Below are 22219 nucleotides of genomic sequence, written 5' to 3'. Positions count from 1 at the left end.
GCTTTTCAGCAAGGTACTTCTTCGGTAATTTGCGACGTTCAGCTTTAAGGCGGATAATTTCATACACAGGCGTAAGGGACATGGCTTGGTTGGTTGTGTTTTGTTTTGTCATAATGTTTTCCTCCTTTGTTTTTTGATGGCTTGAGCCACCAACTGAAGTCGGAAGGCTGAATTTTTTCCGATTTCTTAGGAGCCACCGAATGGCTGCATCAAGCGTAGGGCAAGGAATTGCCTGCAATAGCTCAAAATTTTTTGTAGCAAAGCGCCCTCAACAAAAAAATTTGACGTTCCTTGCGCTAGGATTGCCCGCACTTAGCTAGCGGTAGGTTAGGCAGAATCTGACCTGCAGCTCGCTTAGTGCGGTTGCTAGCTATTAAAGTGGCGAAAGAAATCGAAAAAAAGCAATAAAAAAGAGACTGCCTTCGCAGTCTCTACCTCTTGCCCTTATGCTTTTCGCCTCGTTTGGTATGGCGTCCCAGCGCAAATTCAACAGGAATCTAGGCGCTGTAGCTGCAAGCGTACAGCGCCTGATTATCGGGGAATTTAATGCCAAAGCGACACGTACCCCCTCAAACCAAGCGTCTTGTGCTGGCTATGAGGGGGTAGTGGATGGCGCTTAAATAACTCTTTTAAAAATATTAAACCTTTCTAGGGGTTAATTAAATAATTTTCACTCACAATACTATGTTAGATTTAACTAATCATTTTCATCAATTAAAAGATTGGGTTCTTTTCTTACCTGTAGCTTTGAAATAAAGTTGCGATGAAAAGCCTCTATAGATTATATTTGTCTAAAGGGGGGTTTTTATGTCGAAAAGAGTTAAAACATCTAAAGTTGAACAGTGGATTAAAGAAGTTTGTGGATCTGGAGTAGGTTCAGATTATAAACCTTGGATGAAGATTCAATTTGTCTCTTCACTTGGAAGATCTACACGTTTAAAAGGTATTAAAACAAAACGGCAACATGAATTTTTATCTGATTTGGAACGAAACTACTTCTATTTAACTGAATAATTAGATTTTGTCGTTGATATTCGAGACTAATTTCCCTTACTACCGTTGGAAGAAATAATTTTCATTGTAGATGAGTTAGGAATTAAACATCCTACAGACCCAAAAACGCATGAGCCTATTATGAGGACAACGGGTTTTTTATTAACCGTAGATAAAGGAGAAGGGTTGGTTGAACTTGCTAGAACAATCAAAATGAAGGACTAGTTATTAAAAGAACGTGTCATTGAGAAATTTGAGATTGAAGGTGTGCATTCGAATTGTAGAAATAGAACACAGTATATATGCCTACATCGTAAAGATCGATACAGCGAGTTCTATGCCGCAAAAAGAGCTATGTAGTCATTTAAAATTAGAAATAGAATAAGAAAAGCTATTAATAGTAGCAAATCTGATTACAGGTATTGAGGATTAGAGCAACAGTCTTCAATAGCTGTTCAAATTGACGGTGAGTTAGGTGACTTTATAAAAGTTATCCAGACGTTGTAAGATTTTCCGGAAGTACAGTCAATCAACATTAGTCAAGGAAACTTGAAGGAATTTTCGCAAACGAAACGTTTTGTTTATTGGAGTGATGGTGTGACAGAGAGGAAATATGTGATTGCTGAAGTTGTACTATTTTCTGAAAAAAATTAAGAGCAATTAAAGTTGAGAGGGAGAAAAAATCAATTTCCAGTTTAGTATGTGATTTTATATCCATGAGTAATAAAGGAACTGTTACGATGTATCTGATAAATTAGTTAATAGCGGAGCGTGAGATGAAAAATATATGGATTTAAATGGAACCAAAGACAAACAACATAGAGCAAAACTTTTATTTTTCAAAATAACAAATAAAGAAACTAAAATCTCCAATATTTCCAGGTAAGCTGGTATTAGTTAGTATATACTAAGACTATAAATTATACAGAGAAGATAGTTAAAATTAGTATTTAATATTTAATTAAATCTAAAATTAGATTCTAGGAGTTGTAAGTATGGAATTAACTATAAATAATATTGGTTTAGTGAAAAATGCTACTGTAAAATTAGAAGGTTTGAGCGTAATTGCAGGAGAAAATGATACCGGGAAAAGCACTGTAGGTAAAACTGCTTTTTCAATTATCAAAGGTATGAATAATCACCATAAGGACTTTAAAGAAGATAAATTTACTCAAATTGATGATAATATTGATGCTATTTATTTTAAATTCAGAGAGTTAACGAAGGAACATGGGCAAGTGAATTTAGGCTTTTCAAGCAGCAGAATTTATCCTCCAAGAGTCAGAAGAGACGTATTGAGATTGTTAAATATGGAGGATTATTTAGGCTTAGAGAAATTTATTCAATTATATATTCAGCGATTAGAAGCTGAAGCACAGGATATTAATATGTCATTGGAAGCATTTGAAGAAATAAAACCTTTAATTAATGAATTAACTAGAACTGTGGGCTCATTAAGAGATCCTAAAGGATACATTATCAGATCTGTAATGTTGGCTTTGAAATCTGAATTTGGAACAGACCTAAATAATAAATTTACCAAAGAATTTGGGAAGATTATATACGAAGAAAATGGTGAGGCATTATTAGAAGCAGTTTTGTCTAAAAATATTATTAAAACCGCTACATATTCTGAAACACCTCTTGAAATTGAAGATGCTACGTATATAGAATCACCTTTAATTTTTCAAATGTATAGAACGATTGCTGAATCAAAAATATTTACTAATGATAAAAGAACAATAAATTATCGTAAAGAAAGTAACAATCCTTCAATACCTTTCCATTTTAAAGATTTAATCTCTAAAATGGTTGACTCTACTTATTATGATGAGATAGATGATAATTTAGGCCAAACATTTATAGAAGGAATTTCCAACATTATAGATGGTGAAAGTTTATTTGATAAAGACCATGATGAATTCTTATTTGAAAGAGAGTTTCAAAATGAAACATATTCATTCAAAACATCAAATGTAGCATCAGGTATTAAATCGTTTAGCGTGATTCAGATGTTATTAAAGGCGCAAATAATTAATGATAGAAGCTTACTAATAATAGATGAACCTGAAATCCATTTACATCCTAAATGGCAAGTTCAATATTGTGAAATTATTGTAGAGTTAGTTAGATTAGGTGTTAGAGTTTTAGTAACATCACATAGTCCATATATAATTCAATCATTGAAGTATTACTCTGATAAAAAGGAGATTTCTACTAAAGTTCATTTTTATTTAGCTGAGAAGTTAGAATGTGGAAAAAATACACAAATAATAAATGTGGATGATAATTTAAATTCAATATTTAAAAAACTATCAGATCCATTAAAAAAGTTACTATAGGAGAATAATATGCTACAGACTCTTTTGGAAAATGGGAAAAAAATCGGCCTATTTCAGGTTAGAAATTTAAAAGATTTAGATACTAATAATAGAATTGAAGCTAAGGTAGAAGTAATAGATTTTGATGCGATAAAGTGTGATATTTTTAAGGGATTTAATAAACATTCTTTAGGATTTGATGAATTAAAATCTTGTGATGGATTAAAAATAATTCCAGAAAAAAAACGGTTAGATTTTATTGAGTTAAAGGGTATAGAAGAATTTTGTTTTAGGCATGAAGATTTATCCGAAGAAGATGCAACAACAGCAATCTATGAACAAATAGATAAATTCAATTTAAACGATAAGATTTTTCATAGTCTATGTATACTAACGATTATTTTTCAAATCAAGCAAATTGCTTTAACCAAGAAACAAAAAAAACAGTTTTCAGATGAGATAACTAGTGAATTTATTGTAGTAGTGGATTCCAAAAAAGACGAAGCTAAGGGAATAGGTTTGATGCTAGAGACTCTAGCTAATAATTCAGATATAAAAGACCAATATTTAATAACTTTAAGAGAGACCTTACAAGGAATTGAAGTGCTAAATATAAAAAATCCTAAACTTATGTTTCAAGAAGAAATAGATTACTATTATCATGAAAATATGGCTCAATAATTATAATGTCTTTTAAAAATAAAGTAGTTATTTAAGGAATTTTTAAATTAACATCTATTGAATTATAAACAAAAAAGAGAATTTGTGTGAATTGTTAGAAGGATAAAGTAGGAGAGGTTGAATTGGTCTTAAATTTAGAGAAAATAATTAAGTTATCTACGCCAGATAATTATATGGAACATGAAGGACATGATACACGCATAGCAGTAGGTAAGTTTTTAAGTTTTGAACAAACATTAAGACACGCTAATTTAGCATTAGTATATGCAAATGAAAAAGAATATGATTCAAAAGAAAAACTTCATAGTTTTATAAAATCAGTATATATAAGGCACGCTATTTTAGAATTAAATAATTCATACGATTTACTATTGCAGGTACCTTGGTTTTACTATCGTATTTGGGAAAGCTACAATTTAGGTGGCGCCTTAAGAGATAAGAAAAATAAGAATGACATCACCCGTAATAGTAACAAGTGGGTTGCAACTGCAGAAAAAAGGTGTGATGAAAAAAAAGTTAGAAAATATCTCTTAAATCATACAGATACAGCAATAAAATCCTTAGAAAGTGAAATTAAAGACTTTAAGGATAACTATATTTTTAACGCTAATAAGCCATTTACCATTAGAACATTAGCAAATCAAATGAAACATAATAATACTATTGTATTTGACGAGTTAAGAGAAAAAGTTGAAAAATTCAATGTTAAAATAGGTGATACGACAATAGATTTAAAAAAAGAGAATCAATCTTTCTGTATTACTAATTATGCTACTGAACAAGCAAACCCTAATGAAGTAGTTTATTGCATTGTAAATAACATGAATGAGACTGTAGATAACTTTAAAAATGAATACCTGGTGGATATAAATTATATCAACGGTGAAGAGTTTAAGGCAATTGACTATTTACGATTAGACACAATAGTTAGCTTAAAAGATGTTTATAACGAAGCTATTGAATATGGCAATAAGTTAATTGATTTATACGAGGAATTTTATAAAGTTATAGCACCTAATTTTGATTCTTTACCAACACTATCAGGCCCAGTAACTGTTAATAAGGTTGCTGAATCTAATATTGACGAGTACTTTAAATAACTTTAATAGACTTCTGTTATTCAATTAGACAGAAGTCTATTGTATTTTTTAGGTTAAAATGAAATAACTTTATTATCATTTTTTATAGTTCAATTGTTTCATTAAATATTAAAAACTTTTATAAGCTTGGTTATCTTATAAAAATAGATATGTTGAATTAAGAATATAGAGTTATTTGCAAATTTAAACATCAATGTTCCCAACAGATAGTTTGTTGGTTGTATTCGCCACCCCCATCTCTCTCCCTTGCAACACACATTCCTGCGTCATCAATTGGTTTACTTTATGTTTTCCTTCAGCCAAATCTGCATACGTTGCAATGACAGTACCTGTGTCATTATGCGTTAGCTTAACACCTTCATTTCCGTCTTGTAGCGTAAACTGTTCATTGAAACGCTTAAAGTGTTTCTTAGCTTGGTTAGTAGTATCCAGCACATTGAGCAGTAGCACATTACGCTGCTCTAAACGGTCTGTCTTCACTAGCATGCCTTGGTCATCAAAAAGCATTTTGGCTACAGGGTGATATTTTAATAAAGCAATACTACTTGTAGTACGGTCATACGCTTCGATTGCGGTTACGTGGTGCAATTCTACAATGGCTGGCAAATAGACACGTAGTTGCGCTTGTGAAAGCAATACACTGTATGACTGGCTCGTTTCGTTAACCTTTTGTGCGAGATTTTGCGAAAGACGAGGGTACGTAAGCCGATCTACAATCGGAATGGTTTGTTGTAAGGTTTCACGGATTTCTTTCAGTGCTTGTTTCATCGTCTCAGGTGACTTTGCCCACGTAGCAATATAACCAAGCGAGTACCCACTCGTATCAAATCCAAGGTGCGCCATCATACTATAAGCTACGGCTTCAGCCTGCGCTTCTTTATGACCACGTGGCAAGTTGATATAAGCACTATTGGTATGATGCATTTGTGCATGGGCATACTCATGGAATAACGTCTTAAGTTTGGCGACACCACTTGGCTCCGCCTCATTAATGACAATGCGCTCGTCACCCCGCACATAGTATCCTCGGCTTTCGGCTAGCGTGTATGCTTGGCTCGTAATGGTGAGTGGTGTCATCTCGTTTAAATAATCTTTTAGGCGGCCATATAACATGGCTGCCTGTTCGTTCGAAGCAAAATGTGAATTCACAAAATCGTTCGCTCGTTTTACTTCAGGTCCTGTTGTCTGTGCAATATCAAAAACGCTGACCCATTTATAGCCGACTAAAAACGGCACTACCTTCGCTTCCGCATTTGCTTGTTTAGTCGTATCTCGCACTTCACGTGGTTCAAAGATTGGCGCACGTATACGAATGGCACGTTCACCTCTTGTCACCGCACGTCCTTGTTGTTTCCACGCTTGAAAACCTGCTAAATGCCGAGCATTCGGATTTTGCGTATAAATGAGTAACTGATTCTCTAAAGAATACTGGCTCATATTCGGTAGAAAACGTAAATACTGCTTAAAGTCTTCCTCATTCGCAAACTGCAGCAATTGCTCCTGTACTTTATCCGTCAACATCGCAACATAATCGTCTGGCATTAGCGTTCACCTCTTTTTGCATAAAGGGGAACGTAGTAATCTTGACCGTCCTCGCCTTCTACTTCAAAATACGCAGCAATCACATAATCCAATAAATTAGGCACTTCATCTATTAATAAATAATCATATTTGGTATTTACAATCGGCAATTCGCTATACATAATTTCTTCTTTTCGATACATCTCACTCACTCCTTTTCATAAGTAGAATTTTCTACTTAGCATAAGTGTAAATTTCTACTTTTGTTTTCTATTAAGCTGAATATCATTACCCTCGCCAACCTTGCCTTCTTCATCTAACTCTTGCAGGGTAATATTGTCTTTATTTTGCTGATCAATTTTATATTTGTACGCTACTTTGTCATTACGTTTTAAAAGTAAAATATCGTCTTCAACATCCCATTGATACGAGGTGTTAAGTAAGCCCATTTCAACTAGCACGCTGTGGTCTTCATTAAATGTCACTCTACCGCCACCACCGTTTTTATCTGTGCCCAACCATTCACCCTCTAAGCTACTACTAGCATTGCCACAGCCAACCAATAGTAAGAGTAACCAAAGTACACTAAGCTTTTTCATAACTTCACTACCTTTCATAAGTAGAATTTTCTTCTTTTCATAAGTAGATAATTCTACTTATGAAAAGAAGTCCTAACGCAATAACTTCATCATGGCTAAACGAGTTGTTGTTTTACCAACAGATAAGCCACCTCGTGCGGCTCCACTCGAATACCACATCGAGCGTAAAACGCTTGGACCACGAATAATTAAAATGCCACTACCGATAATCAACATAAATTCATACCAACTGTTTAAATTCGCAAGTAAGTACACAATCGCTGCCATTAATAATACTTGCGTCGTGATACTCACAATTTGGCTTAAAAACTCACGCCACCATATTTCACTAAAATCATAATTCTCTGTCGCAATCGTCACTGCCGCAAAAACGCTAAAGATTTCTAAAATCACTAAATCTACGTGATATACACAAACTTTGATTGTAAAAAATAAAAACACTATCACCAGAAATAGCATTAATAAAATCGCTGCCATCGAACCTGCAGGAAATACACCTGTCACAAATGAAGTCGCTAACATATTTGATACTAAGTCGGAGGAGCTGTCGGCAATGTCATGAAACATATAATCCATTAAAGGGTAAAGCATTTCGCTTACTACAAAATACAAGATGACTGGCAATAAAAAAACCATAACACTCGCTTTTAAGGCGCTAATAATAATGTCTGCGATATTGCTTTCTTGACCGCCCGCCTCACTCATTAAGGCGGTTACAATGCGAAATAATACAATCGCTACGAGTAGTACGCCACCGAGTACCGCAAAAATGCCATAAACATCTAAAAACAAACCACTCAATGCTTCATGACTAAATAGCACCTCAGCGAGAAACTTAAAAACAGCGGTCAAAATGTCTTCCAGCCATTCGTTCAGCATATTCATAATGCTTTCCTTAATATTAAGCATGCCTAGTCTCCTCCTTCCTCAGCTACTTGTTGATCAATAAATTCAAAGCCATGAAAGTCTTCAAAATCATCATCAAAGGTTGGTGTTTGTTCTTCAAACAGGCGCTCTTTACGTGCCGTTTCTTTGGCTTGTGCTTCTTGTTCAAATAGCTGTTGTGCAGTCGCAAGGCGGTCAAGCTGGCTAGCTGAAGGTTTAGCTCGGTAATCTGCTTGATTAATTTGATACGTTGTAGTGACGTCAGGAAATAGCTTAAATTGAAATGCTTTTTTCGCTCGAATGGGTGGTTTATTAGCAAAAAGGATAATGCTCTCATCACTTGCCATCTGCATAATCTCGCCTGCCGTCATCAAATCACGTGCCGTATAGCTTTCACTTTCACTTTGACTACTTGAGGTACTATCACGCCCATGCTGTTTAGAGGCAGATTCTGTTTCCACTTTAACCGTTGCCTTATCAAGTAAATCTTTAAAATAATTAGCAGTGCTTCGATTAGCAGCGTTCAAACAAATCTTCGTCGCACAATTCCCCAAAATCGACTCTGCCTTCTTTTCACCGTAACGGTCTTGTAATTGGGTAATCGTTTGTACAATCGTCGTAACGCCAATATCATAGCCCCGGCATGTAGCTAAAAATTCTTCGTAGTTTTCAAACTTACCGAGATTCGGAAACTCATCTAAAATCATCGTGACAGGGCGTGGTAGCTTTGCATGATGCAAACTCGCAAAGTCATAAAGCTCATTAAAGAGTTGGCTAAAAAATAAGTTGATTAAGCCTTGCCACGACTGATCCATAAGCGGAATAATGACGTACAGCATAATCTTACGTTGCCCAATATCCGTTAAATGAAAATCACTAAAGCTCGTAAATTCGGCTACCTCGCTATCCACATAATCCGAAATGGTTGTCAGCATGGAAACAATAATACTGCCTTGCATTTCTTGCTTTGCTTTCTTATAACCTAGTTCATAGGCTCGTCTTGCAGGGTGTGTAAATTCAAGTAATAAAAACTGCTTATCTAATTCACTTTCACCTTTGGAATCATCGGTATCAAAGGTTTGAAGAAACTCAAGCAGCCCTCGCATATTACGTTTTTTCGGTTCTAATTCATAAATGGCATAGAGAATTAGCGCTTTTAACAGTGCACGCTGTGAGTAATACCATACGTCTCTTTTGCCGTCTTTATTGGCGCTATCAACCATCTTAGTCGCAACAGTAGTCGCTTGTGTTTCCTTGCGTACGTAATCCAGTGGGTTATGGCGGTCACTGGTACTCATATTCATAAAGTTAATAACGTGCACTTCATAACCCTGCTTTTCCTTAATGGCTGCGGTCTTTTCGTACACTTCAGCTTTCGGGTCTGTAATGATAAGGCTATTGTTGGTTTCGTAAAGGACGTTGGTAATAACGAAGGACTGCGTTTTATAACTACCTGGCCCACCTACGACCATAATATTACGATTGGGTTTAGCGCTGTTCGCCTGAATCAATACCTTGTTTTGATAAAGCCCGAGTATCATGCCCTCCATTGTCCTTCGCCTCCTTTAGCGATGCGAAAAATGCTTGCTGTACCTCACGCTCTGCTTGTAAAAAATGATTGTCATCTACAATTTCTCTTGGCTTACCCCAACGTGCCGAGCCGTGATAAGCATTAGCCTCATGTACGCGCCATCCTGTATTTTTTGTTTTTGCTGTGAACTGTAGCCAAATCATATACAGTGCATTAGCACCTGTTAGGAAAATAAATAACGGATTCATAAGCGCCTTTAGCTGTGTAATGGGATGCTGAACAAACAAAAGCAGTGCTTCTACAATTGCTTCACCTGTAGTCGCTTCCTTTAAGTTGGAAAACGTCATAAAAGCCGTAACAGCAATAATGATGAGTACTTCTACAACGACAAAGCCGAGTAAGCCAAAAATCAGTCGTTTCATACACCGTCCACCTCCGTCATATTGCCCTTCATAATAAAGCGCTCAATGCGGTACTGGTCGCTGTCCTTACTAATCTCCACTTCATACAATTGATTGCCATGATTCACAAGCGAACCATCAATATAATAATTCGTTGTGGTATACACTAAAAAATGATGCGGCGTTGTCGGATCTAAATAAAGTTGTACTTTTTCAAGCTCGTTTTTCATTTTAACAACAGGAGGGGCGAGTGAAGATGCACCTTTTAACCGACTTATCACTTCAGCGCTCGCCATTGTAGAAAGTGCGTCAAAGCGACCTGTATACGATGCATTGTCATAGTTTAAATACGTGTGAAAGAAATCTTGTACAAATGTAACCTCTGCCCCTTTTACTTGTAACCCTGCCACTTGCTTTTCTTCTTCGAGAGTTGCTGATAGTGTCGTTAGCTGTTGTTCTGTTTTCGTTAACTTGTGCTCAAGCTTTGTTTTGTCTTGCTGCACAACATAAAGCGTTGCTCCTAATACAATGAGCGCAATACCCAATAAGCCGTAACTAATATAATGTTTCACTTTGCCTCACCCCCTGCAGAAAAATTCGCCACTCGTCCATAGCCATATAAATGCGCTTGCCAATAACTATCGGCTAAATCCGTAAACACCACCCCTTGACCATTAGCGTTATACATTTTGCCTTGCCCTACATACATCCCGATATGACTAACAGGTTCACCTGCATCATATGTGCCAGTAAAAAAGACAAAGTCACCTGGCTGTAACTGGTCTAAACCAATTTTTTGCGACACATTATATTGCTGTTGGGCTGTACGTGGTAACTGAATGCCTGCTTTGGCATACGCCCACTGCATTAAGCCCGAACAATCGAAGGATGTTTGTGGATGTGCCCCGCCAAATACGTAAGGGTAGCCTTGGTATTTCATCATTTCATCGTAAATCACTTTGTAGCTGCCATTCATTGTGGCAACAGCGCCATTTTCAGCACCAACATAACGCATCACATGAGCGACATATAACGGATCACCATAACTTGCCCAACCGAGTTTACTCGCTTCCATTAACGAAAACTGTTTCGCCAGCGCCTCGCTATGTTTGCCACCATTTGCCGCCACAAAATCTAAGTAGCCCGTACCGTAGTTATAACTTTGCACTGCGGCATTAATATCAACTTTCTTTTGCTCTGCTAAGGTAATAACGTTATGAAAATGCTTCACGCCAATTTCAATCGAACGAATGGGGTCTGTAATCGTATTAGGTGGCAGCCCAATACTCTCACTCGACTGCATCACATCAAGGCTCGTATTACCGCCACTTTCTTGCATCGTAATCGCAAGAACTAGCGCTAAATGTTCACCTAACTGATACTTTTCAAGTTCGTGTTGGATTTGCGCTTGATAACGAAGGACTGCGGCTGAAACATTACTACCTGGCATAAAGCTAGGTGACTTTTGTTCGGTAAGTAGTAAAGACGCTATCATTAGAAAAAACAGCATCACTACCACAACAACAATGCTTAATAGCGTCCGCCCTCCTTTTGTCATCAGGAGCTTTGCGAGTAATAGCTGCATAAGCTACTCCCCCTCTTTAAGTTTCTCCTCCAGTTCTTTAATTTTGGTACGTTGAATTTGTAGTAACTCTTGTTTGTTAGTGGCATCGCTTTGCTCGGTCGCATGGTAATTTGCCTTCGCTTCTTTTAATGCAATGCGTGCTTCCTTCTGTTCAATTTCCTTTGCGAGTGCTTCACTTTGCGTTTTACGCTGCACTTCCTTTGCTCCCGCAATATCTTTTTGGGCTAAGTACTGTTTGGCCATCCGTTCTAACGTTGGCTCATTCATCACAAAAGGTAAGTCTGCCATCATTTTGGTTGTATCAAAGGCTACGATGGCTTTTTCGGTTGTCAGTTGCTGGGCAAGTTCTTCATGCTTTTCGTCAATGGTTAGTGTTAAAAGTTGAGCGAGTTGCTCACGCTCGGTTAATGCTTCAATAACTTGCTCTAAGCTTTTAGGAAAGACAGCTAATGCTTGTTGGTACGCTTCTTTTGCTATTAAGCGCTCGGCAATTTGCGCCTCACTTTCACCCAACTTTAAATAAAGCTTTGTTGCCTTATCATAGTCACCACTTTCAAATGCCGTATCAGCTTGCTTTGCTAATTCTTTCTCCTTATAGTCTTGCTCGATCGTAGCTACAGCTTGCGCTTGTTGCTCATTAGCTTGCTGTTTAACGTAACTTACAGCAGCGAGTGCTACTACAATAAGCAAGGCACTAATGAGTAGCCAATTTCGTCTTGTACGTTTACGTTCACGTTGTACTTGTTCGATTTGCCGAAAACTCATATAATCGTAAGCCTCTGCGGCTAAACGTTGCATCTCATCTAAGCTATCCGCATCAATTAATGAAGCAAGAAAGGGCTGTTTACGCTCAGGTAACATCGTAAGTTTGGTTAAACATGTATCATAGCTTTGCGGTGTTAAAATAAAGAGCGCCAACGCCTTATAACGTGTTAGCATTTCCTCTGGCTCATAAGGCATACCTTCTGTTGCGAGGTAACTATAGTACACCGTAAACATCGGGCGATAGAGTAATGTGGCAGGATGCAAGCTCACATAATGAGTAATTTTTTGGGCTACAGCTTCTTCTAAAATTGCTTTTACCAACCCCATTTTCACCAGCTGGTCCTCATCTTTTACTTTCATCATAGAATGTACAGAAGGCGGCTTTTCGTAATGAAAATGAATGCTCTGCTCATGCTCTTGCTGTTGTGTCATGGGTAAAATATGAGTCATCTCAACGTGCGGATAATGAAAATCTGTATGAGTAAATTCTTTCTTCGCAACAGTAACAACCACTTCTTGTTCATTAATCGTGACGCTACCAAATGGGAGGTTGTAAATCTTGAGCGTCATAGCCATCACCTACTTTCAACGAAGTGGAAATTTCCACTTTTGTTTACAACATATTAAAAGCCTTTTAAATCAACGTTTAAAAGCATTACATAAGTAGAAAATTCTTCTTAACACAAGTTTAATTATCTACTTATCAAAAGAAGAAATATCTACTTTTGCGAGAAGTTGAAGTTAAGCGCCTCTTGACGCTCCATCTCTGTCATTACAATTCGTTCACTATATTGTGGTACAGTTGTTGCGGATGCACCATATACTTCCTCATAACGAACGGGATCTTTTAAACGTAATTCTTCCTCTGTCAGTTGCACATTCATAAAAGCTCGCTGGGTGCCATGAATAATAAGTGCCTCCCCTTGCTTTCTGCGCTCTAACAATTTACGCTCTTTATCACTAAAATTCATACGCAACTTTTGCACAATATCATCGACGCCTTTATTATCTAAGCCAAAAAATACTTTCGTATAACTGTTACCTACAATCGCTTCGCCAACATTACGTCCGCCCTGCATCGTACCTTCTAACACATCTTGGATTTGTTGCGTACCTGCAATTGCACCTGCATTATATTTTCGAAAACGTTTATATGCCTGAAAGAAAAAGCTTGCAGCATCAGGGTTGGATGTTAAAAAGTGAAACTCATCGACAAATAGCTTAATATTCTCCGTTTTATTTTGCGTAATGTTGTCCCATAAATAGCTAAAGGTATTTAAATACGCAGCACTTTGCACTTCAATTTCATTTTGCAAAGCCTTCAAATCAAAAGACACTAAATCAGCTGTTAAATTAATATTGGTGTGCCCTGTAAAAATCGTTTTACTGCCCTTCACATAGCTCTCTAAAATATAGTGAAAATCTTCAATACGTAAAAAGCGCTCTTTGTCGGTTGTTCGTAGCTGTTCGATTTCATCATAAACTTCCTTTAATGTCGGATAACTTTCACTTTTCAATTCACTAAAATGTCCATGTGCAAGGACACCATATTTCTCATAGACGCTGTACAACACAGTATCTAAAATCGCCTTCTCTACTTGTGTAATATCACTTTTCAATACTTGAAAGAAGCCTAAAATGCGTTGTATTTTGTCCTTAATGACCATCTCCATTACTACGGGTTGTCCATCATCAATAATTTGTTCGGAGTAAATTTCGAGCGGATTAATTTTAGTTGTGGCATTACTGCTAAGGTGAACTACCGTTCCGCCTAGATACTCTACAATCGCTGAATACTCATCCTCTGGGTCAATAATATAAACTTTTACGCCACGTGCGAAATAGCGTAAGATTTTTTGTACTAAGTAGGTTGTTTTACCAACACCACTCGTACCAATTACCACCATGTTTTGGTTAAGTGTGTTTTTTCGGTCCAAGTAATCAATGGCTATTAAGCTGCCTGTATCCTTGTTTATGCCCTCAACATCACTGCGTGGATTTAGCTGTAAAATCTCCGCATCATCAAAAGGAAACATACTGCTTGCTGCCTCGGTATTAGACTGCTTATACGTGTACTCCTCTAGTAAATTTTCTAAAATAGGCATCGCACTCCAAAAAGTTTGATACATCGCTTTAATAGGCGTCATGCTTTTCAGTTGAAGTTTAATCAGCGTGTTATGCATAGAGTCACTTAAAATATTGAGTTCTTCTAATGATGCCGCCTGCAAGTAAATATAGGTGTACTGGTAAATGTAGCTCGATTCGTTTTCAAGGTACTTATTTAACTGAAGCTCTGCTGCTTCAATTTGTTTTTCAATTTGGCGCTTCCGTAAAGGGTCAAACGTTTTTAATAATTCGGCTTGTTTATTTTTAATTGTTTTATTGTAGTGCTCCACCATTTTAGTAGCATTGGATGAAGCTAAAAACTGCACAATCGAAATATTACCCTTCTTACGCTTGAGTTCAGATAACCAGTTACCATAACGACTTTTTGGATAATCTACAATCGCTAACACCCGAATATAATTGTCACCGGACTGGATATGATCAGGGTACTCTTCCCACACAAAGGGATAAATACTATCAAGCCCTGTCTTATCTAACACATCAAATAAATCTACTTCACTTGCGTTTGTAGGTGGTTGTTGTAACCATTTCATCCTCATCCCTCCTAGTGTTGAGAAAAATTAAGCAGATGCTGTAAAATTGCTCGGCTCTCTCTTGCGGTTAACTGGTTAGCTGTCATATCATACGTCACCAAAGCCGCCTCTAATTGCCGAATAAAAGAGCTAACCTTTTCTTCTAGTTGATGAGCTGCTTGCTCTAATGCTGGGTACGTACGCTTTGCAATTTTGGTATGCAGTACGACAATATGTTGCTTCGTCGTCATTTCGCTCGTACTCGCTAGCGTACTGTAGTAATCAATATAACTCGCAAGTAAACTTAGCTTTGCCTCATTAGGTGTAGGCTTTTCTTGTTCTTGCAAATACCGTTGTTGCCAAAACAAAATGTATTCTTGTAAATATACAGGCATCGTAATATCTAAATACTGATGCACCTCGCCATCAACATCACCGAGCGTTGCCATTAAAAACGCATTGTACTCGTCAAAGGCATCAGCTTGTTCCGTAGTTGTGAGTAAATCAAGGTTAATACCACTCGTTTGAATGAGGGCGACTAAATAGCCTCGCTTTGTCACAAAATAATCTTGGTACTGCGCTTGAATGAGCGACATCTCTTGTAAGCTCGACTGCCCTTTCGCAAGAGGTGTAGGCGTAAAATCGAAGCTATAAAAATCCTCTTGCTGTTTTTTACTAAACCATTTCTTCAACTCACCTCACCTACCTTATTTCTTCTTCTCAGCTATAAAAAATCGCTTTTGGCGTTTAGCATACGCTCCTTTTAATTTCAGTATCGTTTGGTAACGAATATTCTTGCGACTCGCTACGGGACGTGATGCTAAAAAAGCAACGACAACTACAAGTACTAAAATAAGTAGCGTAAACTTCACTAACATCAACCACACATTACGTGGAGGTAAAGCGAGTAACATCACACCAATTGCACTAATAGGTAAAATAATCACTAACAATTCTTTTAACGTAATACCAAGGAAAACACCATAACTGGACTCTACATTCTCAGGATAAACAAACTTCTTACCCTTATAATCCGCCATACTATCACCTTCTATCAGAAGTAGAAAAATCTTCTTTGCAAAAGTGTAAAATTCTACTTTTGCATTTATGTGAATAAAGAGTACATCCAAGGCAGTAACCAAATCACAGCTGCCGCTAAACCAACGAGTGCACAAACACGCCCTACACTTTTAAATACTTCATTTTTTTCGTGAGGATCATCAGCTGAAGGCATCCGTTTAATGATGATAAATAGCGCCGCACAAATGCCAACTAATACAACAAGTGCAGTTAAAATTCCTTTGACGACATTGGCCGCATTTATTAACTTCGTTTGAACCTGACCTGCTGCTGCCAACACTTGCACAGGCTCACTCACAATAACAAGTAAAATAGCACTACACATAATAAGAAAAACGAAACGCTTTGCTGTCATACACACTCCCTCTTTCTCTAATAAAAAATGCTGATAAATGAATTAGTTTACGTCCACAATCGATGCACTCACTTCTACACCACCGACTGCTTGACCCAACTAACCATCTATCAGCATTTCCAACTTTATATTCTTATTCTATAAAGTTCAGTTTTTATTTTCCATGTAAAAGATGTAATATTTAGAAAATTGATAATAATGTTACATGAGACAACCACAAATTCGTCTAACGTTTACGAAATACTTCATGCAAAATAACCAAATTTTAGCTATCGTTTTTTGCGTTTAATTTGTTTTTGCAGCTGTTGTTTTATTTTTTCTTGTTGCTCCAAATCCGATAAGATTTGCGTCAAATTTTGTCCACGTAATAACTGATTTAGAAGTTGCGTTGGTGGTGCCATAGGATATAATTTTCCTCCGTAGCTTTCATTAAAATAAACCGTTTCGCCTTGTTCGTTATGAGCTCGCAGTGCACTGGCTAGTGTCATTACTTCATCTGTTGTTAAAATGCCGTGAGCAAGACACTCGCTTAAAACAAAACTTTGGTAGCGAGGGTGTTGCACATCTTTCACTAAACGCTCTGGCATCTTTTGTGTAAAAGCAAACACTTCTTCAGCACTGTCATTGCTACCTCGTTGTTGGGCTAAAAAATACGTTCGCTCGCTTTGTAAATAGCCTTTTACGAGTTGCAATTCGGCTGAGCTATACTTTGTAAGGGGCACCTCACTTTTCGTTGTAAGAAGCTCGCTAAGCATAGGCTTACCGTAATAATGAATAGCTGCCACAAGCCACTCTTTTTCTTGTAAAGGCGTACGCTTTTTATTAAACGAAGGTAGCACCTTCTCCAATTGTTCATCATAATAGTCATCGAATAATTTTAAGGCTAACACCAATAGCTTTTTCTCTTCAGCATTCGCTAGGGGATCTCGTTGTAATTCCGTTAAACGCTCTCGTGCTGTCGTCGCTGTAATAAGCGGTTGTTGCGTGATTTTTTCAAGTTCCTCAATCAATTCTTCCTCACGATGCGCCTCGCAAAATGTACGCAGTTCTTGTTCGTTTAAGGGACGCCCTAAACGAGACATTTCTGAAACTACCATACGATTTAAATAGTCACTATTTAAACTATTACCATAGTGTGTTGTCATAATCCGTTTTGCTTCATTTGTAAGTAGTGCTGTTGCCTGCTTATGCGCTTGTTCTTGCTGTTGTAAACTTGCCCATACTTTAGGTTCGACTGTTTCAAAATCTTCTTGTACATCAAGCTTACTACGCCAACGCGCTAAGATTTTTTTCTTATCCTCTAATGTATCAACGGCAATATACATCCGTAACACTTTGGCCAGTTGTTTTAACTCCGTACGTTCTGCTGGTGTGAGCGCAGTAAATCGCCGTTCATGCTTAGTAATACGCTCAAGACGTTGGTTCACTTCATCAAGCTTTACATGCGCTTTATTACGCGCTTTAATTTCTTCATTGATGGCTACCCGATCTGAAAATTCACCTTGCTTAGCTAGTTTTCGTGCAGTAAAACCTTCATGTATAGAAGGCTCCTCTACCTTGCCTAACGCTTCATTCGATTTTTCACTAATGGTCACACTATGACCTGCTAGCCGCAAATGTTGATTGGCATAAAACGCCCAAGCACTCCGCCAACGTGCGAGCGTCTCTTTATCATCCCAGTTAGTCGTTGTAATTTTACGAGAACGCTTTGCGCCACTTTTGGTATAAGTGAAATTGCCTTCATCATCAAGTAAGTACTCCTTCTTAGCTTTCGCACCCCAACTGCCATCTTCATTAAACGGACGGATTGTTAATAATACATGCGCATGCGGGTTTTGCGGATCATCTCTATGAATAGCTACGTCTGCTACCATACCTCCTGCCACAAACGTCTTGTCGACAAAATTAACAAGTAATGCACGTTGCTCTTCGTTCGTTAACTCAATGGGTAAAGCAACATTAAACTCCCGAGCAAGCTGGGCATTTTTCGCTTTCTCAATATGCTCTACTTCATTCCAAAGGCGTACACGCTCTAAACACCACTCTGGCGCATGCGACGGTTTTAAAATAAACGTTTCAGGTTTAACCTCACGATTTTGATAGTGACTTACCTTATCATAGCGCTCATTAAATAACTTCTCACCACTACGATAAGCAGCACTCGCTACCACAGACTGACCTTTCCCTCTTGAAATGACTTGCATCGAGAAATGATAAATTGCCACAGGCACCCTTCCCTTTAATTTTTGGCTTTAGTATAAAGGCAAAACCCCTCTCTGGCTACTTCTAAGAACTCGTCTTGAAGCACGACACCATTGCGTAGCACATGGTGTATAAGTGCGCCCTTAAGGGATGTCCATTTCTCAAGTTATCTCGCTTTACATCTGTCTGTCTCCTTGCTCTAATGAAGGTACTCACTTCATAAATTTCATGAAAAGGAGTTTATGTCTATGAACGATATTAAAAAGAAACTCGCCCGCATGGAACAACTGAAGCAACAGATTCGTGACAGCCAAGAAGCCCTCGACCACTATTTCGGCAAACAACTCATTAGCAAACTTAATCTCAAATACGAAGACCTCAACAAAGAAGCGCTCGATCAAATTGTACTGACATTAACTACGCTCTATGAGGATTATCATGACCATTAAAACCATGCAACAGCTGCTTGCCGAAAAACACCAATTAGAACTTGATATTAATCGCCTAAAAGATAATGCTAAAAGACGAGCACGTACGCGACGCCTCATTCAAAAAGGAGCACTGTTAGAAAAGTACTTCAACGCTTACGACCTCTCCGTTGAAGAAACTGAAAAGCTCCTTGCGACTTACGCTAACTTCGTTAAAAGAAAATAACACCAAAAGATAATCGTTTGCTCTTAACTAGAGTGAAGGATTATTTTTTGTTTAACGCTGTACCCCGTATTGATGGGCGTTGGCACACGTAACACACGCACCACATCTTTGACGTGTGGATCGGCACCTAACTCTTTCAACGTGTCGATTAAAAACGTTTGAATGTGGCCAAATAGCTTCAACACCTGTTTATATTTCGCTGGTACACTCTCAATTTGCCAAAACAAATACATGCCCTGCCCCGAATGCACAATAAACGTTGGCTCTAATAAGCGCTCTGTACGCACTAAAAATTCAATCGCTTCCAGCGTTTCCTCAAACGATAACGCATATTTATAAAAGTCTAGATCAACATAAAACGCATTAATATGGCGCGCATTCTCTGCTGTTCGGTGCGGCTTGTAGACGGTATTCGGTGTGTAGTAACAGTCAATGTCGTCTTGCTGCACGATATAGTTATGCCAAATATCAACGGGATAGTGCTGTTCTTTCCACCCTGTTTTACTACGTGTCGCAACCGTTACGTAGCCATCAGCTGTTGGATGAACAATGTTTGCCAATCAATTAATCGTAAATCGTGTACGAGTTTTTCGTGAATGTGTGGTAAGCCCATGTCGCGTTCTCTCTTTTAGGCGTAAAAAAAAGCAAACGAAGACAACTTTTTCAGTCGTTTTCATTTGCTCTCTTCTCTTCTGCTGAAACGCTTGTTTTTAGGCAGAAAATCCTTTAAGATGGGCTTATCAAAACGAACGAAGGCAGAGTTCGATCGTTTATGAAGCTACCTGGAGCTACTAGTAGGGACTGCAATCCCTTTTAGCGGCTGTGATGGGTAGCTTCTTTTTTTTACGCTCGATTTTTAATTACTTCCATACTAGCGTTCTCACGCGCATCTGACAAATATTTTTCGGATTTTCGACAACAACAGGAGAATCGGTGTGAAAATGCACCTTCCCAGACGTATACCGAAACACCTATAAATAATTCAAGCGGATCTTGTATTAATTAATACGCGTGTAATGCTCAATAAAATCAGCTAGTCCTTGAATGTCTTCAGTACTTAGCTCCCCAACGACATCAAATGCCAACATCGATTTTTCAACCACTCGCTTCGAACCGATATCAATCCAACTTGGCTTCTTTAACCCAGCTTCTTGCCATTGCACAATTTGATAATACTGACGCTGAATAGCCGGTGATTTCGTTTCATACTGAGAAGTGATCGAATAAAACACAATGTCTTGTTCGGTCACTTCAACGATAAAAATCGGTCTTTCTTTGCCACCCTTTGCCCCCTTAAATGACACAAAGGCAAAGCCCACATCGTTAGTATTCATCTTCTTCTAACCACGCTTCAAATTGTTCTTTGTTCATTCTTGTAACAGGTTGCTTTCGAGTGGCAGCCATTAATTTTGCAGTCGCTTTGTCACGTTCTGACGCTTCCAGTGCAAATGGAATGCCTCCATGATTGACAATTTGCTTGTAAAAAACCGTTAACGCAGTTGTCGGGGTTAAGCCAATTGCATCTAGAATATGCTCTACCTGTTCAGCTAATTGACGATCTACTTGAACCTGTACACGTTTTTTTTCATTCACATGCTCAATAGTAGTCATAAAGACTCCTCCTTCACTCATATTATACTCTTAATATACTACAATTAGAGTTTTTAAACAAGAATTGAGCAAACAAAGATTCCCAAACAGCGCTTTGGGAACGATTTTACACCAATGTTAATTAATTCTTTATAAAGAAAGTTAGTAAACCCAATGTTATAATTTAGAAATAACAGTTTAGAAAGTGGGTTAAACATATATGTATGCTTTTTATGGAAATACAAATTCTAAAGAGATAATTATTGCTATTCCAGCTCTAGGGGAACGCAAAGAAATGTTTCAACCATTAGCTAATGAAATGAATAAATATAAGTGGTTAGTATTTGATTTACCTGGGAGTAATAAGCAACCATTAAATGATTATTCAATTCCTTCTTTTTGTGAATACATAAAACAAACACTTGAATTACTTAATATCCATAAAGCACATTTTTTAGGAAACTCTTTAGGAGCTTGGGTTATTCAAGCATTTACCTCTAAGTACCCTGAATATGTTCGTTCATTAGCTTTATTAGATGGTGGGCATTATTTTTTAGGTGAACGAAATGAATCACACGAGAATGTAGAGCTACCTTCTACAATTGAAAATTTTGAAGATATCAAGGAGGCCATTAAGGAATTAACATATTCAATGCCTAATCTTGAAAATCAAGCTTACACTAATTTTGAAACATATTTTCTGAACAATTATATTAAACAGGGCGATTTTTATGCGCACCATTGTAGTGAAGTAGCTTATAATTTTTTATCAGAAGAAATTAGTTCCATAAATTATTGCTTAAAAAAAATAGCTATTCCGACTATTTTATTGATTGCAGAAGCTTCGGCAGATGAGCTATCTCTAAATAAATCTTCTATTTTCAATGAACAATTTGAGCAAACCAAAGTATATATTATTGAAAATGGTCAACATTATCTACCTTTAACAAACACAGCAGCAGTTGCGAAAATACTAGAGGATCATTATCAATTTTTATCAAATAAAGTTGAGAATAAATAAGATTGTATAATTTATGAATTTAATCTTCTAATAATGTTCCCAAATGGTAGGTTTGGGAGCCTTTCCACGTGCAGCTGAGACAAGGAATGTCCAGCTGCTTTTAGGTAAGCCCGTAATCAAATAACGCATATAAAGCACTTGGCACCTCCGGTACGATAGACGTATCAATCAAAGGAGGTGCCATTCCTATGCCTACACATCAATTAACAATCGTCCCAGTTAAACTGGACCCCCTTCCAACTGAATCTGCCACGTTTCATTCCGCTCATGATGCAGCTGTACCAAGTTGTATCATC

General features: G+C 37.5%; 24 protein-coding genes. 7 read left to right on the top strand and 17 right to left on the bottom strand.

Annotated elements, in window-relative coordinates:
* The first annotated feature begins 807 nt into the window (after window positions 1-807).
* The 4 genes from IEW44_RS16155 (at window position 808) to IEW44_RS15420 (ending at window position 5095) form a co-directional block, all read left to right on the top strand.
* Window positions 808-1014: a transposase gene (locus tag IEW44_RS16155; RefSeq protein WP_229704272.1), complete on the top strand. Its 207-nt coding sequence runs from the start codon at window positions 808-810 to the stop codon at window positions 1012-1014.
* A gap of 974 nt (window positions 1015-1988) precedes the next feature.
* The gene (locus IEW44_RS15430; protein ID WP_188615962.1) at window positions 1989-3335 is read left to right on the top strand and encodes an AAA family ATPase; all 1347 of its coding nucleotides are present in this window, start codon (window positions 1989-1991) and stop codon (window positions 3333-3335) included.
* A 9-nt stretch (window positions 3336-3344) separates the two neighbouring features.
* Complete coding sequence (locus IEW44_RS15425; protein WP_188615961.1) at window positions 3345-3995, top strand: hypothetical protein; 651 nt, start codon at window positions 3345-3347, stop codon at window positions 3993-3995.
* 122 nt (window positions 3996-4117) lie between these two features.
* Entirely contained in the window at window positions 4118-5095 is a 978-nt protein-coding gene (locus IEW44_RS15420; RefSeq protein WP_188615960.1) for a hypothetical protein, read from the top strand.
* 183 nt (window positions 5096-5278) lie between these two features.
* Here IEW44_RS15420 and IEW44_RS15415 read toward each other — a convergent pair whose 3' ends face one another.
* The 14 genes from IEW44_RS15415 to mobQ all read right to left on the bottom strand — a co-directional run bounded on the left by IEW44_RS15415 (window position 5279) and on the right by mobQ (window position 18681).
* Window positions 5279-6637, bottom strand: a complete 1359-nt coding sequence (locus IEW44_RS15415) for an ArdC-like ssDNA-binding domain-containing protein (RefSeq protein WP_188615959.1) — start codon at window positions 6635-6637, stop codon at window positions 5279-5281.
* Window positions 6637-6819, bottom strand: a complete 183-nt coding sequence (locus IEW44_RS15410) for a hypothetical protein (RefSeq protein WP_188615958.1) — start codon at window positions 6817-6819, stop codon at window positions 6637-6639. The genes IEW44_RS15415 and IEW44_RS15410 overlap by 1 nt, the downstream gene beginning before the upstream one ends.
* Window positions 6820-6873: 54 nt before the next feature.
* A complete protein-coding gene (locus IEW44_RS15405) occupies window positions 6874-7215 on the bottom strand; it encodes a hypothetical protein (protein WP_188615957.1) in 342 nt (113 codons plus the stop codon).
* A gap of 72 nt (window positions 7216-7287) precedes the next feature.
* Window positions 7288-8124 carry a conjugal transfer protein TrbL family protein gene (locus IEW44_RS15400; protein ID WP_188615956.1) on the bottom strand — a complete coding sequence of 279 codons (837 nt, stop codon included), beginning with the start codon at window positions 8122-8124 and terminating at the stop codon, window positions 7288-7290.
* 2 nt (window positions 8125-8126) lie between these two features.
* On the bottom strand, window positions 8127-9650 hold the full coding sequence (locus IEW44_RS15395; protein ID WP_188615955.1) for a VirD4-like conjugal transfer protein, CD1115 family: 1524 nt from the start codon (window positions 9648-9650) through the stop codon (window positions 8127-8129).
* Window positions 9589-10053, bottom strand: coding sequence for a hypothetical protein (locus IEW44_RS15390; protein ID WP_188615954.1), 465 nt, complete (start codon window positions 10051-10053; stop codon window positions 9589-9591). The genes IEW44_RS15395 and IEW44_RS15390 overlap by 62 nt, the downstream gene beginning before the upstream one ends.
* Entirely contained in the window at window positions 10050-10604 is a 555-nt protein-coding gene (locus IEW44_RS15385) for a hypothetical protein (protein WP_188615953.1), read from the bottom strand. The genes IEW44_RS15390 and IEW44_RS15385 overlap by 4 nt, the downstream gene beginning before the upstream one ends.
* Window positions 10601-11617, bottom strand: a complete 1017-nt coding sequence (locus tag IEW44_RS15380) for a bifunctional lytic transglycosylase/C40 family peptidase (protein ID WP_188615952.1) — start codon at window positions 11615-11617, stop codon at window positions 10601-10603. Before IEW44_RS15380 ends, IEW44_RS15385 begins: the two co-directional genes overlap by 4 nt.
* A gap of 3 nt (window positions 11618-11620) precedes the next feature.
* Window positions 11621-12952, bottom strand: a complete 1332-nt coding sequence (locus IEW44_RS15375) for a type VII secretion protein EssB/YukC (RefSeq protein ID WP_188615951.1) — start codon at window positions 12950-12952, stop codon at window positions 11621-11623.
* Window positions 12953-13101: 149 nt separating this feature from the next.
* Window positions 13102-15042, bottom strand: coding sequence for a VirB4 family type IV secretion system protein (locus tag IEW44_RS15370; RefSeq protein ID WP_229704271.1), 1941 nt, complete (start codon window positions 15040-15042; stop codon window positions 13102-13104).
* Window positions 15043-15053: 11 nt separating this feature from the next.
* Window positions 15054-15713 (bottom strand): TrsD/TraD family conjugative transfer protein, encoded by a 660-nt coding sequence (gene trsD, locus IEW44_RS15365; RefSeq protein ID WP_188615949.1) that lies wholly within the window; start codon window positions 15711-15713, stop codon window positions 15054-15056.
* Between the two features lie 15 nt (window positions 15714-15728).
* A complete protein-coding gene (locus tag IEW44_RS15360; protein WP_188615948.1) occupies window positions 15729-16061 on the bottom strand; it encodes a conjugal transfer protein in 333 nt (110 codons plus the stop codon).
* A 65-nt stretch (window positions 16062-16126) separates the two neighbouring features.
* A complete protein-coding gene (locus IEW44_RS15355) occupies window positions 16127-16456 on the bottom strand; it encodes a CagC family type IV secretion system protein (RefSeq protein WP_188615947.1) in 330 nt (109 codons plus the stop codon).
* 269 nt (window positions 16457-16725) lie between these two features.
* Window positions 16726-18681 (bottom strand): MobQ family relaxase, encoded by a 1956-nt coding sequence (mobQ, locus tag IEW44_RS15350; RefSeq protein WP_188615946.1) that lies wholly within the window; start codon window positions 18679-18681, stop codon window positions 16726-16728.
* A 225-nt stretch (window positions 18682-18906) separates the two neighbouring features.
* Here mobQ and IEW44_RS15345 point away from each other — a divergent pair, with 225 nt between their 5' ends.
* Together IEW44_RS15345 and IEW44_RS15340 are read left to right on the top strand one after the other, a co-directional pair.
* A complete protein-coding gene (locus IEW44_RS15345; RefSeq protein ID WP_108307216.1) occupies window positions 18907-19107 on the top strand; it encodes a hypothetical protein in 201 nt (66 codons plus the stop codon).
* Entirely contained in the window at window positions 19097-19312 is a 216-nt protein-coding gene (locus IEW44_RS15340; protein WP_188615945.1) for a hypothetical protein, read from the top strand. The genes IEW44_RS15345 and IEW44_RS15340 overlap by 11 nt, the downstream gene beginning before the upstream one ends.
* A gap of 23 nt (window positions 19313-19335) precedes the next feature.
* Here IEW44_RS15340 and IEW44_RS15335 read toward each other — a convergent pair whose 3' ends face one another.
* From IEW44_RS15335 to IEW44_RS15325, 3 genes are all read right to left on the bottom strand, one after another.
* On the bottom strand, window positions 19336-19872 hold the full coding sequence (locus IEW44_RS15335) for a hypothetical protein (RefSeq protein WP_188615944.1): 537 nt from the start codon (window positions 19870-19872) through the stop codon (window positions 19336-19338).
* Window positions 19873-20310: 438 nt separating this feature from the next.
* Window positions 20311-20646, bottom strand: coding sequence for a MazF family toxin-antitoxin system (locus IEW44_RS15330; protein WP_188615943.1), 336 nt, complete (start codon window positions 20644-20646; stop codon window positions 20311-20313).
* Complete coding sequence (locus tag IEW44_RS15325; protein ID WP_188615942.1) at window positions 20636-20923, bottom strand: type II toxin-antitoxin system RelB/DinJ family antitoxin; 288 nt, start codon at window positions 20921-20923, stop codon at window positions 20636-20638. The genes IEW44_RS15330 and IEW44_RS15325 overlap by 11 nt, the downstream gene beginning before the upstream one ends.
* 199 nt (window positions 20924-21122) lie before the next feature.
* Between IEW44_RS15325 and IEW44_RS15320 the strand changes: the two genes are divergently transcribed.
* Complete coding sequence (locus IEW44_RS15320) at window positions 21123-21923, top strand: alpha/beta fold hydrolase (protein ID WP_188615941.1); 801 nt, start codon at window positions 21123-21125, stop codon at window positions 21921-21923.
* The last annotated feature ends 296 nt before the right edge of the window (window positions 21924-22219 follow it).

It is taken from the genome of Lysinibacillus alkalisoli (assembly GCF_014643595.1).
In the GTDB taxonomy this organism is placed as follows: domain Bacteria; phylum Bacillota; class Bacilli; order Bacillales_A; family Planococcaceae; genus Metalysinibacillus; species Metalysinibacillus alkalisoli.
This window is presented reverse-complemented; position numbering and strand designations above follow the sequence as displayed.